The sequence below is a fragment of the Propionibacterium australiense genome (genome assembly GCF_003666605.1).
Taxonomy (GTDB): domain Bacteria; phylum Actinomycetota; class Actinomycetes; order Propionibacteriales; family Propionibacteriaceae; genus Propionibacterium; species Propionibacterium australiense.
The window spans coordinates 1-15,343 of sequence record NZ_RCIV01000007.1 but is presented as its reverse complement, the minus strand read 5'-3'; the positions used below and the strand labels follow the sequence as shown (position 1 = coordinate 15,343).

Sequence of the window (15,343 nt, the reverse complement as noted above, 5' to 3'; positions counted from 1 at the left end):
CCCCTCCGGAGTGGCCGAAGAAGAACCGGGTACGGTGGCCCCGCGGCATCCCATGACTGCCTCTGGGCCTCACCGGCATCCCTGGGCGGCCAGCCACAGCCGGGCAGCAGCGGCCTCGCCGAGGCCGACGGGTTCGTCGGGCTCGATGGGGGCCTCACCGAATCGCACGCTCTGGCGGTCCACGGTCTCGCCGATGGTGAGGAACATGGTGAGTCCACCGTGGAGCGGGAAACCCTGGTTCACCGAGGCATGGCCGCGCGTCGGCTGCCCGAATTCGCGGGTACCGGCGAGTTCATCGGCGTACTACTGCCCCTGGCCCGCTGTGCCCATGAACGCGGGGAGACCGACGGTCACGACGCCGCCGTCCATCCGATGCGTCGGGGCCTGGTAGTCCTGCTCGATCTGCTGCTGTTCGGCGCCGGTGAGGAGGAAGGAGTGCGGGCCGCCGGCCACCGTGAGCGCATCGGCGATGATCTCGTTGACCTCGCCGCGGCTCCGTGCGGCGGTGATCGCCTCGAGGGCCTCGGCCCGCTTCTGGCCCCATACGGCGCCGTGGGCGTGCAGGCTCTGGCCCATCAGCGCGATGGCGCGTTCGCCGTGGGCGCGCGGTGACGGAGGCACCAGCCAGATGCCGAACGACGGGCCGACGACGTGGACGGCCACCAGGGCCAGTGCGAGGAACACGGTGCGGACGACGGAGACGACGAGCAGCCGTCTGCTGCGGTGTCCGGGCTTGTCCACTGGCCTCCTCTGTCGTGCCGGTGCGGCTATGCGCTGGCGATCACGCCGTTGATGACGTCCGAGGCGAAGTAGATGACGAACAGCGCGCCGACCACCCACATGAGCGGATGGATGTGGCGTGCCTTGCCCTGGAAGACCTTGAGCACGATGAAGATGACGAAGCCCGCGCCGATGCCCACCGAGATCGAGTAGCTGAAGGGCATGAGCACGATCGTGATGAAGGCCGGGATGGCATCGACCAGGTGGTGCCAGTCGATCTCCCCGACCTGCTGCATCATGAGGAAACCGACGAGCACGAGCACCGGGGCGACGGCCTCCGAGGGCACCATGTTCGTCAGTGGCGACAGGAAGGTCGCCAGCAGGAAGCAGATGCCGGTGAAGACCGAGGCGATGCCGGTGCGGGCGCCCTCGGCGACGCCCGCGGTCGACTCGATGTACGAGGTGTTGGACGAGGTGGAGCCCAGGCCACCGAGCACCGCCGCGAGGGAATCCGCGAGCAGGACGCCGCGCAGGTGCGGCGGCTCTCCGTTCTCGTCGAGGATGTCTCCCTCGGCGCCCACCGCCACGACCGTGCCGACCGTGTCGAAGAAGTCGGCCAGCAGCAGCGAGAAGATGAGCATGACGGCGCCGAGCACACTGGCGAGGGTGAACTGTCCGTCGGCGTTGGCGAAGGCACCCACCAGGTCGACACGGCCGAAGAGCCCCAGGTCGGGGGCGACGAAGGCGGAGAGGCCGGGCCACGCCGGCACGTTGAGCGCCCAGCCCTCCGGGTTGGTGCTCCCGTCGGACAGCGTCTCGGGGATCCTGGTGAGGGCCTGGACGACGATGGCGATCACGGTCGTCGCGATGATGGCGATGAGCATCGCCCCCCGCCTGGCGCGCACGTACAGGAACAACAGGATCAGCAGGCCGATGACGAAGAGGAGCTGCGGCAGCGTGCCGAGCGAACCGTTCAGCCCCAGCTGCACCGGGGTGCCCGAACCCGGGGTGACGATGTTGGCGTCGACAAGGCCGACGAAGGCGACGAACAGGCCGATGCCGACCGAGATCGCCACGCGCAGTTCACGGGGCACGGCGCGGAAGACGGCCTCGCGGAACCCGGTCAGCACGAGCAGGGTGATGATGATGCCCTCGATGAGGATCATGCCCATCGTCCGCGGCCAGGTGGAGTTCGGCGCGATGACGTAGGCGCACATGGCGTTCAGGCCCAGGCCCGCGGCGAGACCGATCGGGAATCGTCCGATGACGCCCATGAGGATCGTGCTGATGCCGGCGATGAGTGCCGTCGCGGCGGCGACCATGGCGATCGAATGGCTGACCGCCGCCTGGTCGACGATGCCAGCCGCTGCATCGGTGAACTTGGGGGCGCCCGAGATCAGGTTGCCCTGCGAGTCGGCAGCGGTTCCGATGACCAGCGGGTTGAGCGCGAGGATGTAGGCCATGGTGAAGAAGGTCACCAGGCCGCCGCGCAGCTCCTGACCGATCGACGAGCCGCGTTCGGCGACACGGAACCAGCGCTCGACGAAGGACGGAGCTTCCAGGGTTTTTTCAGGGGACACAGACGCCATGGCCGATATGGTAACCGCCTCACTAGGCGGCGTCGGACAATGACCACGGAACGCTCATACCAGCCCGTCACGCCACCTGGAGCAGCAGCCAGCGATGGAAATGGTCCCGCCGGGGCGCGCCGTGGCGGGCAAGCCACTTCGCTTGCCGCGAAAGGCTTCGAAAGAGGAGCCTGGGGCTATAGCATGCACTTTACTTCAAAAATCAACAATAAGCTTATGCTGGAAGGAGCTATGGAATCCCATGTCTACAGAACGCTGACGAGGATCGTCGGCGTTGTTCTCATTCTCGTCGGCGGAGCAGCAATCTTCGGTGGCAGGTTCACAGCAAACTTCATCGACTCTCAGCTCAGCGACCAAGCCATCACCGTACCTACGAGTGAAGTCATCACTGGTCAGTTGAGCGCGGGAGCCATAACCGAAGAGACTGCTGATGCGCTGACGCCCTACGCCGGGCAACCCCTGACGACCGGAGCCCAGGCCAAGGCCTACTCGATGATGATTCAGGACCACATGGCCAATGCCGTGAAGAAGGCGGGCCTCGATCCTCAGACAGCGACCTTCGCCACTCTCGGCGAGCTCATCGAGGAGCAGGAGGAGGCTCTGACGAAGGAGATCGCGGCAGCAAACCCCAACGCCTCCGAGAAGGAGGTTGCCGCCCTGGTCAAGGCCGAAATCGCCGATCCGACCACCGACAACACCATCGCCGCCAGGGCTGCTGAGCTCACCGAGCTGCGCTACAACGTGCTGCTCAACGGCAACAACCTGCGAGGGCTACTGCTCAGCGCCTACGGCTGGGGCCTGCTCGGCACCATTGCCAATGCCGCCGGGATCGCCTTGGTCGTCATCGGTGTGCTCATGACAGGTGCGAGCTTCCTCATCAGGAATGGCAAAAAGAATGTCTCTTCAATGACCGCTGCCGACTGACCGGACGAACACGACCGACCAAGAGATGGAGGTGCTCGCCCGCTGCAACAGCGGGCGAGCACCTCTGTATCGAGGCTTATCCACAGAGGCTCAGAGCGAACTGAAATCCCTAGTCATGACCTGATTCATTGAGGCTGTGAATAAGTCTCATTAGATGAGTGCGTCCGAATTGGTTGAGTTGGTGTGGCGGTGCCGGGGCAGTCATCAAACACTCACTGACCACCTGCGACCACTAAACCCGAGCGGACTCACTCATCTAGTCGAAGATCGCCGTGTCCTCGGCGCCGATCGTGTCGTAGACGGGCGAGGGCAGGTCGACGCCACGCTGGTCAGCGACGACGTTCGAGTGGCCGCCGCACCCATGGTCGACGCTGACGACCTTGGCGTCGCGCGGGGAGTACTCGTTGGCGCACACCCCGAAGAGCGCGCCGAGCGACCCGGTGATGCGCTGGAAGTAGGCGCACTCGACGCACAGGCCCGGGGCCTGCCTGGTCGAGGCGTTGTCGGGGCCGCCCTCCCCGCCGAGCCAGCGTTCGGCGGCGCGCGAACGACCCTCGTGGGAGAGCACGCGCTCGCGCCCCAGCCCGAGTTCGGAGACGACGTCTCGGGTGGCGCTCCACTCCGCCGGGTCCTCGTCCGCGGCCATCTCACCGCCGGTGAAACCGGGCTCCACCCGGGGATCGTTGTCGGCGGTGGGCAGCAGCGTGCCGGGGGTGACGTCGCCGGGACGGACCCGGTCGGCCCACGGCACCCATGCGGCGGCGAGCAGCGCGTCGTCGCCGGGGATCAGGACGACCTCGTCGACGGTGGCCGTGCGGGCCCTCGGGGGTCGCGTCAGCGTGACGGCCCAGCGCCAGCCCCGGTAGCCGCTGTGGGGGCACGCGAAGTAGTGGGTGAGCAGGCGTTCGCCCTCGAGCTCGCAGCCGAGGTACTCCCCCACCCCGAAGTCACCGGCCTGGTGGGTGGCCGCGCTGCACGCGAGGTCGACGGCCGCGGCCAGCACCGTGTCGGTCTTGGTGGCGGTTCGCGCAGATGGCATTACTTCTCCAGCTCGTCGGCCACGCCACGCAACATGGTCGCGATCTTGGTGGCCTGACTCTGATTGGGATGACGGCCGCGGCGGTATCCGTTCGACAGGCCGTCGAGCAGTTTGATGAGGTCCTCCATCATCACGGCCAGGTCCTCGGGCTTGCGGCGGGAGGCCTTGGACAGTGACGGCGGCGGGTCGATCAAGGTGATCGACAGCGCCTGCTCGCCACGCCGGCCCTCGATGACGCCGAACTCGACGCGCTGGCCCCGCTTGACGCTGGTCACGTCAGCGGGCAGCGCGGTGGAGCGGAAGTACACCTCTCCCTCGCCATCATCCTTCGTGATGAATCCGAAACCCTTCTCGGAGTCGAAGAAACGCACCCTGCCGCTCGGCATCTCGTCACCTCATTCTTCCGGACTGCCGTGGCCGCTCCTCCTCACGCGGAGACAGAAGACCACTTCAAGGTTATCGAGACGGGCAACCCTGCGTCTCGGGTGGTGGTGACGAGGCGCAGGGCGTGGGCCTGCACGTGGCCGCCAATAGAATTGACGCCATGGCAGGGCCACGCATCTTCGACACCCTCACGCTGGACGGCGCTCCTCGTGAGGCGCCGTCTGCGTTCGCGCAGCCGAAGGCCGAGCCCCTGAGCTCGCCGGCCAGGCAGCCGGCTGTCGAGGTCAGCGGCGCCATGGCTCGCCCCGACGCGATCCAGTCGCCGGCCGAGCCCGGGCCGGCCCTGGAGTCACTCGCCCCGGCGAGCCATGCCCCGCGGGACCCGCACGAGCCATTCGAGAGCATGTCGCTGCTGGCCAGTTCCCGGCCTGAGGAGCACGATCCGCGTGAGCCATTCGAGCTCTCCGGCGGCCCCACACCGTCGTCGGGCGCGCTGTTCGCCCCGCCGGACGCCTCCTCACTCGTCGTGCCGGCCGCCCCGGGTCAGCAGCCCCCGGCAGCCGGTCAGGGCCGGCAGACCGTGAACAACTATCCGATGGAGGGTTCGTGGTCCGGTGCTGGGGCGGCGGGACCGCAGGAGACCCCCGATTGGCTGACCGGCCCCCTGGTCATCCTCACCGACACCGGGCCCCGGCCCTATGGGGTCGGGAACCTGCTGCGCGCCACCGGCGTCGGAATGTTGTGGGTCCTTGCCATCGGCTTCATCGTCCGGCCCCTCGCCCTCACCGCGCTCATCGTGGCGTGGATCCTGTCGATGACCCAGTCACGCTCGAGACGTTTCCTGCGCGCCGCCTTCCTCGTCGCGCTCGGGATCATGACGCTCGTCATCCTGCTGACCCTGCTCGCGGGCCGCGCCGAGCCGCTCTCCGTGGGCAACTCGGTGGCGCGATGGGTCTGTCTGGCGATGCTCCTCGCGAGCCCACGGCTCACCCGCTCCGACCTGGCCCGGACCGGCCGTCTCGTCACGGCCGCGCAGGCCCGGACCATGACCTGGGCCGTACCACGGCCGCCGGTTGACAACACGGGACACAGCTTCCCGAACGGTGCAGCCGGGTGGACCCAGCCCTCCCGGGGCGGCGCCCCGCCCCATCCCGTTCCCGGCCCGCCCATGCACACCGCGCCCGCCCCTGCCCAGCGGCCCGGGCAGCCCGGCGGGCCCCAGCCGCCGTACCCGGGCTACCCCGGCAGGCCGAGGCCGAACGGATGAACGCTCCCCGCTCGCTGGCAGCAAGCCTCCAGCAGTGGACACCGCAGGCCCTCGAGCACCTGCTGAGATCGCGCCCCGACCTGACCAGCCCGCCCCCACGCGACATCACCGAACTGGCCGAGCGGGCATCGTCCCGTTCCTCGGCGGCACGCGCGCTCGAAGGCCTCGACGCATGGGTGCTGTGCATCGCCCACGTCATGGCGGCGTGGGAGGCCGGTGGTGGTGCGGTCACGGTCGAGAACCTGGCCGGGGCGCTCGCTCTGAGCGGGCACGACGACGAGATAGCCGCGGCGCTCACGCGGCTGACCGACCTGGCCCTCGCCTGGGGCGAGCCGGTCACCCTGACCCAGGGGGCCCGGGCGGTCTTCGGCCCCCACCCGTGCGGGCTGGCAGCGCCCTCGGCCAGGCCCCTGCCGGAGGAAGCCATCCTGGCCGGGCTGGACGCGGTCGGGGAGGAGGGGGCACGAGTCCTGAGCCGCCTGCAGTGGGGACCGCCGAACGGCACCGTGCGCAGGGCGGACCGCCCGGTGAGCATCGCCGATGCCGAATCGACGATGGATCTGCTGCTCGCCCACGGGCTACTGGCCCCGACCGGCCCCGACCAGGTCGTCCTCCCCCGCGAGCTCGCCCTGCACCTGCGCAAGGGCCTTTTCGTCCAGGCCGTACCGCCCGCCCACGTACCCGACTGGCCCGCATCATCCAGCGCGCTCGGCGCCAGTCTCGGCCCGGAACTGCTCGACAGGGCAGCCATCGGATCGGCCCAGGAGTTCATCAGCCACGTCGAGGTGGTGCTCGACGACCTAGGCACCCGGACCCCGAGGCCGCTGACCAGCGGAGAGATGTCCAAACGCGACCTGACGGCCGTCGCCCGCGTTCTCGGTGAGAGCACCGAGGACGAACCGAGCGAGAGCCGCTTCCTGCTGGCGCTCGTGCGGCACGCCGGCCTGCTCGTGGCCCACTCTCGCAACTGGCTGGCAACGACCGCGTACGACAGTTTCCTGGACCATCCCGGGTACGGGCGCTGGCGCGCGCTGGCCACGGCCTGGACCGGGCTGGGCTGGTGGCCCGGGGCCGCACAGCCCCGGGCGGCGGCGCTGCGGACCGCCGCCCTCGACGAACTGGCCACCGCCGCGCCGGGCACCGCCGTGGACGAGGACTCCCTCGCCGAACGACTCGCCTGGCGCAGGCCGGGACTGGTCGGCGCCGAACACCAGGAGCTGTGGCGGCAGTACGCCGCCGAGCTCGTCGCCGAGGCCCGCTGGCTCGGCCTGCTCGCCTTCGACCGAACGACCGTGCTCGTCCGGGCCGTGGCCGAGCCCGCGTTGCCCGATCCTGGTTTCGCCGACTTCGGCGACACACTGCTGATGCAGTCGGACCTGACGGCAGTCGCCCCGGCCCCACTCGATCACGAGACGGCCCGCGTGATCGGCGAACTGGCCGACCGCGAGTCGCACGGCGCGGCGGCGACCTTCCGTTTCACCCGGGCCTCGATCAACCGTGCCCTGGACGCCGGCTGGTCGGCCGAGGCGATCACCGGCTGGCTGCGCGAGCACGGCGCCGGGGGCCCCGAGGCCCCGCTGCCGGATCCCCTGTCGACGCTCATCACCGACACGGCACGAGCCCACGGCGCGGTGCGGGTCATCCCGGTCGGTGCGGTCGTCCAGGTGGCGGACCCGAGCGGGGCCGCGGCGATCCTGGCTGACGCGAACGCCGCGGAGCTCGGGCTGCGCGAGCTCGCGCCCGGCGTCATCGCGTCGAGCGCCGAACCCGCCGAACTCGTCGCAATGCTCCGGGGCATGGGCCTCGCCCCGGTCGCCGAACGTTCCAGCGGCGAGGCCTATACGACGCCCGCGCCCCGCAGGGCACCCGCCCCCGCCACGCCCGCCGGCAGGTCCGTCGACGTGGCGCGCCTGGCCCGGACCCTGGCGCAGAAGACATCGGGCGGCATGGGCGCCGAGCAGATCCTCTCCGCCCTGACCGGTGCACACGGCACCGACTCGTGGGTGGAGGTCGGCTGGGTGGACGGTGACGGCGCCCCGCAGCGTCACCTCATGCGGGTGCTGTCGCTGTCCGCAGGAGTGGCGCACCTGGTGCGCCGCGCAGCCGGACGGATCGACCTGCCGCTGGCCCGGATCACCTGGGTCGGGCCGGGCGTGGCGGAGCAGGGCTGAAGCCGGTCAGACCGATGACCGCTGCCGCGTGAGGCGCACGAGGGTCAGCACGCCGGCGACGACACTGATCGTGACCAGGCCGATGAGCCCGTGCAGCCACACGCCGAGGGCGTGTTCCCACAGCGGGTCATCGGCGACCTGCGGATTGAGCCGGCGCAGATCCATCGTCGCCGCGGCCTGCCCGTAACCCCATCGGCTCGGCGCGATGGCCGCGACGATCTCCATCACCGAACGCCCGGTGACCTCGATGAGGCCGCCGCACAGCACGAGCTGGGCCATCACCGCGATGACCAGGGCCGGCATCGTCTGCTCGGAGCTGGTGACGACTGCTGACAGGAGCAGGCCGATCATGCCCGACGCGAAGGCCGTGCCGAATGCGGCAATGGCCAGTTCGATGGTGCCGTCCGCCCAGATCCCGTCCCCCGGGCCGCTCTTGCCGAGCCGCACGACGGACACCAGCAGCGTGCTCTGGATGAGTGTCAGCATGAACAGCACGAAGATCTTCGCGCCCGTGTAGATCACCGGTGACAGGCCCACGGCGCGTTCTCGCAGGAAGATGGCCCGTTCGCCGATCAGTTCGCGAATGGTGGCCGCCATGCCCATGAACCCGGCGCCGACGGTGATGATGACGAGCAGCTGATTGGGCTCCCCGGGGTTGTCGGGGCCGGGGCGGCCGAACCCGCCCTCACCGGGAATGGCCAGTGCCATCAGCCCGACGATGATCGGCAGGAGGAGCGTCGAGACCGCGTACGAGCGGTCCGAGACGATGACGGCGAGCTGACGCGAGATGAGCGTGCGCCACTGGCGGCCCCGCCGCAGCCGCGGGGGGCTGGTCATCTCCGGTGTGGAGGTGGGTGCCGGGGCCGGCGTGCTCGGATGCAACTGACGGTACCGGCCGATGTGCCGGGCCGGGTCGTCCGACAGCGACTGGAAGACCTCCGCGTAGCGCGCAGCACCGAAGTAGCCGAGTACCTCCGACGGCGGGCCGAAGTAGGCGACTCCTCCGCCGGGGGCCAGGATGAGTACCTGGTCGCACAGTGCGAGGTTGTCGGTGCTGTGGGTCACGACGAGCACCGCCCGGCCGCCATCGGCCTGGGCGCGCAGCAGTTCCATGACGGACTTGTCCATTCCCGGGTCGAGCCCCGATGTGGGTTCGTCGAGGAGCAGCAGTTCGGGTTGGGTGAGCAGTTCGAGGGCCACCGAGACGCGCTTGCGCTGGCCGCCGGAGATACGGCTGATGAGGGTGTCGGCGTGCTCGGTCAGGCCGAGATCGCCGATGACGCGGTCGACCTCGTGCTCACGGGCCTGTGCGTCGTAGTCGGCGGGCAGGCGCAGCTGGGCCGCGTACCGCAGTGCCTTGCGAACGGTGAGCCTGCGATGGACGACGTCATCCTGCGGGACGACGCCGATGCGCTGGCGCAGATTGGCGAAGTTCTCGTACAGGTCGGCGCCGCGGTAGATGACGCTGCCGCTGGTGGCCGGCTGCGAACCGGTGATGGCGCGCAGCAGCGTCGACTTGCCGGCCCCGGACGGGCCGATGACCGCCACCAGTGCCCCCACCTGCACCTGGAAGCTCACCTTGTCGAGCAGGACCTTGCGCTCGCCATGGCTCTTGATGTCGAATCCCAGCTCGTCGGCGATGAGCGCCGTCTGGGCGGGCTCGGGCGTGACGATGCGCCCGTCGCTGATGAGCAGCGTGGTGCGACCGACACCGAGCAGGTCGCCGGCCCGGAAGATGCTGCCGCTCGGCGCGGGACGGCCGTTGATCTGGACGCCGTTGAGGCTGGAGCGGTCCTCGACGCGGTAGCCCTCCTGGGGGCTGCCGGTCAGGCGCGCGTGGTGGCGGGAGACGAGTGGATCGTCCAGCACGATGGTGTTCGAGGGCGCCCTGCCGATGGTGATCGTCTCACCGCGGGCCACCCGGTCCGCGGTGACGAGCACGGTCTCGCCCGGCCCGGCACCGGCGGCCGGGTCGCGAACGGCCCCGATCGCCCCCGTCCCCACCGCTGTGACCGGGTTCAGCGGCCCGTGTCGCATGGTTCGCCGGTCCGGTCCGTCAGCCCCGGCCGGGACGGTCGTCAGCGGAATGAGCGAGTCGGGACGGGCCCCGCCCGGGGGCTGCTTCTCCATCGCGGACGGCACCGGGCTGCGCGTGATGGTGACGGCCGGGCCGTCGACCGCACCGAGGTTGAGCACGCTGCCCTCGGCGACGGCGAACTCCGAGACGCGCCGACCGGCCACGAAACTGCCGTTGGCGCTGCCCAGGTCGCGGACCAGGACAACGCCCGAGTGGTCGGCACTGATCTGGGCGTGGCGGCGCGAGGCGAGCGGATGGTTCACGACGATGTCGCAAACCGGATCACGGCCGATCCTGATGGTCGCTCCCGCGACGAGCGGGTACCGGACCGGACCTGCCGCGACGACAGCGACCGTCTCATCGTCCCGCCACGCGGGTCCGTTCATTCCTGTCACTTCCTGCCGGTGGGACGCTGCGGTCTCCACCCCTGTCGTCCCTGAGTTGCTCTACCGTACTATGTCAGGGGGCGCCTGACAGCGCTCGTCTGTGCGACCTCGGTGGCACAGACACACCCATCAGTATCCCACCCCACGGAGAGGCACCGTGACGACGCACAGCCCCGACGAGCCCCTGGGAAGCCGCTACAGGCTGGTGTCCCACATCAACGATGGTGCAATGGGCGAGGTCTGGCGCGCCAAGGACGCCGAGGGACATCTCTTCGCGGCGAAGATCCTCCGCCCTGACATCAGCGGGAACAGCGAGATGGTGAAGCGCTTCGTCGCCGAGCGCAATCTGCTGCTGAGCGTGGATCATCCCAATGTCGTCGGCGTGCACGACCTCGTCGTCGAGGGGGAGACCCTGGCGATCATCATGGACATCGTCGAGGGCCCCGATCTGCGTCAGATGCTCAAGGCAGCGGGAACCTTCACCCAGTCCGACGCCGCCCTGGTGTGCGCAGAACTGGCCGAGGGGCTGCAGGCGATCCACGAGCAGCACATCGTCCACCGTGACATGAAACCCGCCAATGTCCTCGTCGACGAGACCGGCACCGAACTCGTCCCCCGCATCACCGACTTCGGGGTCTCCCGCCTGACCGAGACCGGTCTCGGCGCCGCCAACCCGACGATGGTCGCCGGTACCCCGCACTACATGGCGCCCGAGCTCCTCATGAACCAGACACCGACGCCGGCCAGCGATCTCTACTCGCTCGGCATCATGCTCTACGAACTGGCCACCGGCGTCACCCCCTTCGCAGACCGGAACCCGGCGGCGGCGATGCAGGCGCAGCTGAGTTTCGACCCGGGCCGGCCGGACGGCCTGGACGACCGGATCTGGGACATCCTGGTCTGGCTGACCCGCAAGGATCCCTCCCGCCGCCCCGAGTCGGCCGCCCAGGCTGCGCATGCCCTCCGCGAGGCGAGCGACCAGACGCTGGAGCTGCCAGCTCTGACGCCCCTGCGCACTCCTCCGCCTCCCGTCCCGGTCGATGCCCCCAGCAACACCGTGCTGGCCCCCGGGCTGGCCGCGACGATGCTCGGCAGCGGGACCGGTCAGAGCACCGGCGCCTCGGGCTGGGCCAGCGGCGCGGCGACGACCGGTACGCCGGCATGGCCGGTCACGAACGCGAACGGGCTGAGCGCGATCGGTTTCCCGCACGTGCAGCCCGGCTATCCCCCGAACGGCGTCTCCCAGTCCGTCCCCGGCCAGAAACCAGGCAGGGGCGGCGGCGTCAAGACGGCGATCATCATCGCCCTGGCCACGTTGCTCGTGGCCGCGATCGTCATCGGCATCGTCCTGTTCAAGGACCGCGACAATGCGGAGGAACCGGCTTCCCCCGAGCCCTCCACCTCGGCCACCAGCGAGACACCGACCCCGACCCCCACCCCGACACCCAGTGTCGACGAACGCACCCACGCCCTCAACGAGCTGAACGACGCGCGCAGCCGCAGCATGCAGAACCTGGTGCTCGACGGCCGCTGGGTGCTGCAGATCGACAGCAAGTACGAGGGCATCTACGACCCGCAGCAGACCACGGCCGACGGTTCGCACACCTTCACGCTTCCCGACATCTACGACAGGTACCAGGAGAACGTCCAGTACGCGGCGGCCCACGGCATCCACTCCATGCTCCTGCTCAAGGGCGGTGACTTCGGCAAGCAGATCTTCTCGCTGCCCGAGGACACCTGGGTGACCATCGCCGACCCCGGGGGCATCGACAGCTATGACGCCGGGCTGGCGGTCTGCTCCAGCCTCTACCCGAACCTGTCAGGCGATGCGCTGCTCAACAGCTGCCTGCCCAGGCAGCTGACGGTGCCGCACGGCTGACCCCTGGGCACGGCGCTACCCCATGGTCGGCTGGCGGCCCGACCCGCGTCCTCCGCGCGGCGCCCGCACGAGCATCCTGCCCGTGCCGGCAGGAGGTCCCCGCCGAGGGCGCCCCGGCCCGGCGCCGCCGGCAGGAGACGTGGGCCGTGGCACTGCACGGCGAGCACCCCGACGGGGCGTTCCCGGCTTGCGGCGGGGACGCATACTGAACAGTGATGAACAATGACGGCCCCTTGATCGTCCAGTCCGATCGCACCGTGCTGCTCGAGCTCGCGCATCCGCTGGCCGACGACGCCCGCGCCGCGATCGCTCCCTTCGCCGAACTGGAGCGCGCCCCAGAGCACGTCCACACCTACCGCCTGACCCCGCTGGGGCTGTGGAATGCCCGGGCGGCCGGCCACGACGCCGAGCAGATCGTTCATGCGCTGCTCACCTACTCCAGGTACCCGGTGCCATCGGCCCTGCTCATCGAGATCGCCGAGACGATGGGCCGCTACGGGGTGCTGCGCATCGACAAGGACCCCGCGCACGGGCTGGTCCTCACCTCGACCGACGAGGCCGTCCTGACGCAGGTACGCCGCAGCGCACGGACCAGGGGCCTGCTGGGGCAGGCCATCGACACGACGACGGTGCTCGTCCACCCGTCCGAACGGGGCCGGCTCAAGCAGGCGCTGCTCAAACTGGGCTGGCCGGCCGAGGACGTCGCCGGCTACGTGGACGGCGAGGCCCATCCGATCTCGCTCGCCGAGGACGGCTGGAAGCTGCGGGCCTACCAGGACGAGGCGGCGAAGGCCTTCTGGGAGGGCGGCTCCGGCGTCGTCGTCCTGCCCTGCGGGGCCGGCAAGACGATCGTCGGCGCGGCCGCGATGGCGCTGGCGGGCGCGACGACGCTCATCCTGGTGACGAACACCGTCTCGGCTCGCCAGTGGCGGGCCGAACTCCTCGCTCGGACGAGCCTCACGGCGGACGAGATCGGCGAGTACTCGGGCGCGAAGAAGCAGATCCGTCCGGTGACGATAGCCACCTACCAGGTCATCACGACCAAGCGGAACGGAATCCACCCGAATCTCGAGCTCTTCAGCGCCCGCGACTGGGGGCTGGTCGTCTACGACGAGGTCCATCTGCTGCCGGCACCGGTCTTCCGGATGACAGCGGATCTGCAGGCCCGCCGCCGTCTGGGCCTCACCGCCACCCTCGTCCGCGAGGACGGCCATGAGGCCGACGTCTTCAGCCTCATCGGGCCCAAACGTTACGACGCCCCGTGGCGTCAGATCGAGGCCCAGGGCTACATCGCGCCCGCCGATTGCATCGAGGTGCGGGTCGACCTACCGGGGGACATGCGGATGGCCTATGCGCTGGCGGACGCCGACGTGCGGTACCGGCTGGCGTCCACGGCGAGCGCCAAGCTCGATGTCGTACGCGCTCTCGTCGAGGTGCACCGGGGCGTGCCCACTCTCGTCATCGGCCAGTACGTCGACCAGCTCACCGAACTCGCCGACGCCCTGGGCTGCCCGATCATCACGGGCGGGACGAGCACGAGGAGCCGCGAACGGATCTACGACGAGTTCCGTGCCGGCGCCATCGACCTGCTCGTGGTGAGCAAGGTGGCGAACTTCTCCATCGACCTGCCTGCGGCCCAAGTGGCGATCCAGGTCTCGGGCACCTTCGGCTCGCGCCAGGAGGAGGCGCAGCGGCTCGGCCGGTTGCTGCGACCCAAACAGCAGCTGCCCGGTCGCCTCGACGCACGGGACAACGCGGCACACTTCTACACGGTGGTGGCCCGTGACACCGTGGACGCCGACTACGCCCAGCACCGGCAACGATTCCTCACCGAGCAGGGCTACGCCTACCGGATCATCGACGCCGACGAGGTGGCGCTGGAGGGCCGGGGCTGAGAACCGCCGCAGGCGCTGCCGCTCAGGCCAGGTTCAGGAAGACCCGCTGCTCATCGGTGAGCGGTATCGTCGACTCCTCAACCGCGCCCAGGTCCACGAAGTCGCCCTGGCCGAGATCCCACAGTTCGAGGATCCGGCTGGGCCAGACGGTGGCGGCCGCGACCTCGTCCCGGGTCATCCAGGCGGTGTGCAGCAGGGTTCTCCTCTCCTCTGCCGTGTAGCCAGAGGTGTCCACCTCGAAGTGCTCGGTGCGGACGACGAAGAACTCCTCTGCCTGTACGAGAACCTGATCGGTGTAGCCGTGGTGGGTCAGGCGCCGGGCGATGGGTCCGATGAGCTCCTCCTCGCCGACGATCAGACCGGTCTCCTCACGCAGCTCGCGTACAGCTGCACGCGCGAAGGTCTCCCCCTTGTCGACTCCCCCACCGGGGGTGACCCACCAGGTCAGTTCGGGAAGCCCGGGGTCGGTGTCCTGTTCGAGGAGCACCCGGTCGCCTGCCAGGACCAGCACCCTGGCGCCCCTGCGGCGACGAATCACGCGGTCGGCGGGCTCGACTGTGACGAAGGGGCGGTGCTCGAGATCATCGTCGACGTTCATGACACCATACGCTAGCGGCCGGTATCTGATGGCCCAGCGCATGGTCCCCTCCACGATGAGTCGAACCCATGACGCCATCGCCCTCGTCGGGCCCGCATTCCTCAGAACCGTGCACAGCCTCATGGCAACGGCCAAGCCCTTGGGGCATCGGGTCTGTTGAGTGGTGCGTCCCCCTGGGGTGCCTTGGGCTCATCCCCTCGTCAGGGTCGTGTGAGGTTGGCCCCCGGACACGAAGGCTGTGCCACTTTTCGCAGGCCCCATCAAAAGTGTCCCGTGGTCAAACAGTGCCCCGTGTTAAGTGGTGGTGCCCCCGCCACGATCACTGGCGGGGGCACCATTGAAGGGTTGTGTGCGGCGGTTTCCTACTCTCCCACACGCTGGCGCGTGCAGTACCATCGGCGCTGGAAGGCTTAA

General features: G+C 69.5%; 12 protein-coding genes. 5 read left to right on the top strand and 7 right to left on the bottom strand.

Going from position 1 to position 15,343, the window contains the following annotated elements:
• Positions 1-69: 69 nt before the first annotated feature.
• From D9T14_RS13640 to D9T14_RS06860, 3 genes are all read right to left on the bottom strand, one after another.
• Positions 70-207, bottom strand: coding sequence for a hypothetical protein (locus D9T14_RS13640; protein ID WP_170175756.1), 138 nt, complete (start codon positions 205-207; stop codon positions 70-72).
• A 96-nt stretch (positions 208-303) separates the two neighbouring features.
• Entirely contained in the window at positions 304-741 is a 438-nt protein-coding gene (locus D9T14_RS06865; protein WP_119162186.1) for a hypothetical protein, read from the bottom strand.
• Positions 742-767: 26 nt separating this feature from the next.
• A complete protein-coding gene (locus tag D9T14_RS06860) occupies positions 768-2,309 on the bottom strand; it encodes an NCS2 family permease (protein ID WP_119162187.1) in 1,542 nt (513 codons plus the stop codon).
• 39 nt (positions 2,310-2,348) lie between these two features.
• On the opposite strand from D9T14_RS06860, the gene D9T14_RS06855 reads away from it, so the two are divergent.
• Positions 2,349-3,233 carry a hypothetical protein gene (locus D9T14_RS06855; RefSeq protein WP_126464274.1) on the top strand — a complete coding sequence of 295 codons (885 nt, stop codon included), beginning with the start codon at positions 2,349-2,351 and terminating at the stop codon, positions 3,231-3,233.
• Positions 3,234-3,489: 256 nt separating this feature from the next.
• On the opposite strand, the gene D9T14_RS06850 is transcribed toward D9T14_RS06855, so the two are convergent.
• Together D9T14_RS06850 and D9T14_RS06845 are read right to left on the bottom strand one after the other, a co-directional pair.
• Complete coding sequence (locus tag D9T14_RS06850) at positions 3,490-4,272, bottom strand: DUF3027 domain-containing protein (protein WP_119162189.1); 783 nt, start codon at positions 4,270-4,272, stop codon at positions 3,490-3,492.
• Positions 4,272-4,658, bottom strand: coding sequence for a cold-shock protein (locus tag D9T14_RS06845; RefSeq protein ID WP_119162190.1), 387 nt, complete (start codon positions 4,656-4,658; stop codon positions 4,272-4,274). Before D9T14_RS06845 ends, D9T14_RS06850 begins: the two co-directional genes overlap by 1 nt.
• A gap of 158 nt (positions 4,659-4,816) precedes the next feature.
• Between D9T14_RS06845 and D9T14_RS06840 the strand changes: the two genes are divergently transcribed.
• Positions 4,817-5,923 (top strand): hypothetical protein, encoded by a 1,107-nt coding sequence (locus D9T14_RS06840; protein ID WP_119162191.1) that lies wholly within the window; start codon positions 4,817-4,819, stop codon positions 5,921-5,923.
• Positions 5,920-8,094: a helicase-associated domain-containing protein gene (locus tag D9T14_RS06835; protein WP_119162192.1), complete on the top strand. Its 2,175-nt coding sequence runs from the start codon at positions 5,920-5,922 to the stop codon at positions 8,092-8,094. Before D9T14_RS06840 ends, D9T14_RS06835 begins: the two co-directional genes overlap by 4 nt.
• A gap of 6 nt (positions 8,095-8,100) precedes the next feature.
• On the opposite strand, the gene D9T14_RS06830 is transcribed toward D9T14_RS06835, so the two are convergent.
• Positions 8,101-10,557, bottom strand: coding sequence for an ATP-binding cassette domain-containing protein (locus D9T14_RS06830; RefSeq protein WP_119162193.1), 2,457 nt, complete (start codon positions 10,555-10,557; stop codon positions 8,101-8,103).
• 157 nt (positions 10,558-10,714) lie between these two features.
• Between D9T14_RS06830 and D9T14_RS06825 the strand changes: the two genes are divergently transcribed.
• Complete coding sequence (locus D9T14_RS06825) at positions 10,715-12,436, top strand: serine/threonine-protein kinase (RefSeq protein WP_126464275.1); 1,722 nt, start codon at positions 10,715-10,717, stop codon at positions 12,434-12,436.
• Positions 12,437-12,648: 212 nt separating this feature from the next.
• The gene (locus tag D9T14_RS06820; protein ID WP_170175757.1) at positions 12,649-14,331 is read left to right on the top strand and encodes a DNA repair helicase XPB; all 1,683 of its coding nucleotides are present in this window, start codon (positions 12,649-12,651) and stop codon (positions 14,329-14,331) included.
• Positions 14,332-14,353: 22 nt separating this feature from the next.
• On the opposite strand, the gene D9T14_RS06815 is transcribed toward D9T14_RS06820, so the two are convergent.
• The gene (locus D9T14_RS06815; RefSeq protein WP_119162196.1) at positions 14,354-14,929 is read right to left on the bottom strand and encodes an NUDIX hydrolase; all 576 of its coding nucleotides are present in this window, start codon (positions 14,927-14,929) and stop codon (positions 14,354-14,356) included.
• Positions 14,930-15,343 lie beyond the last annotated feature (414 nt).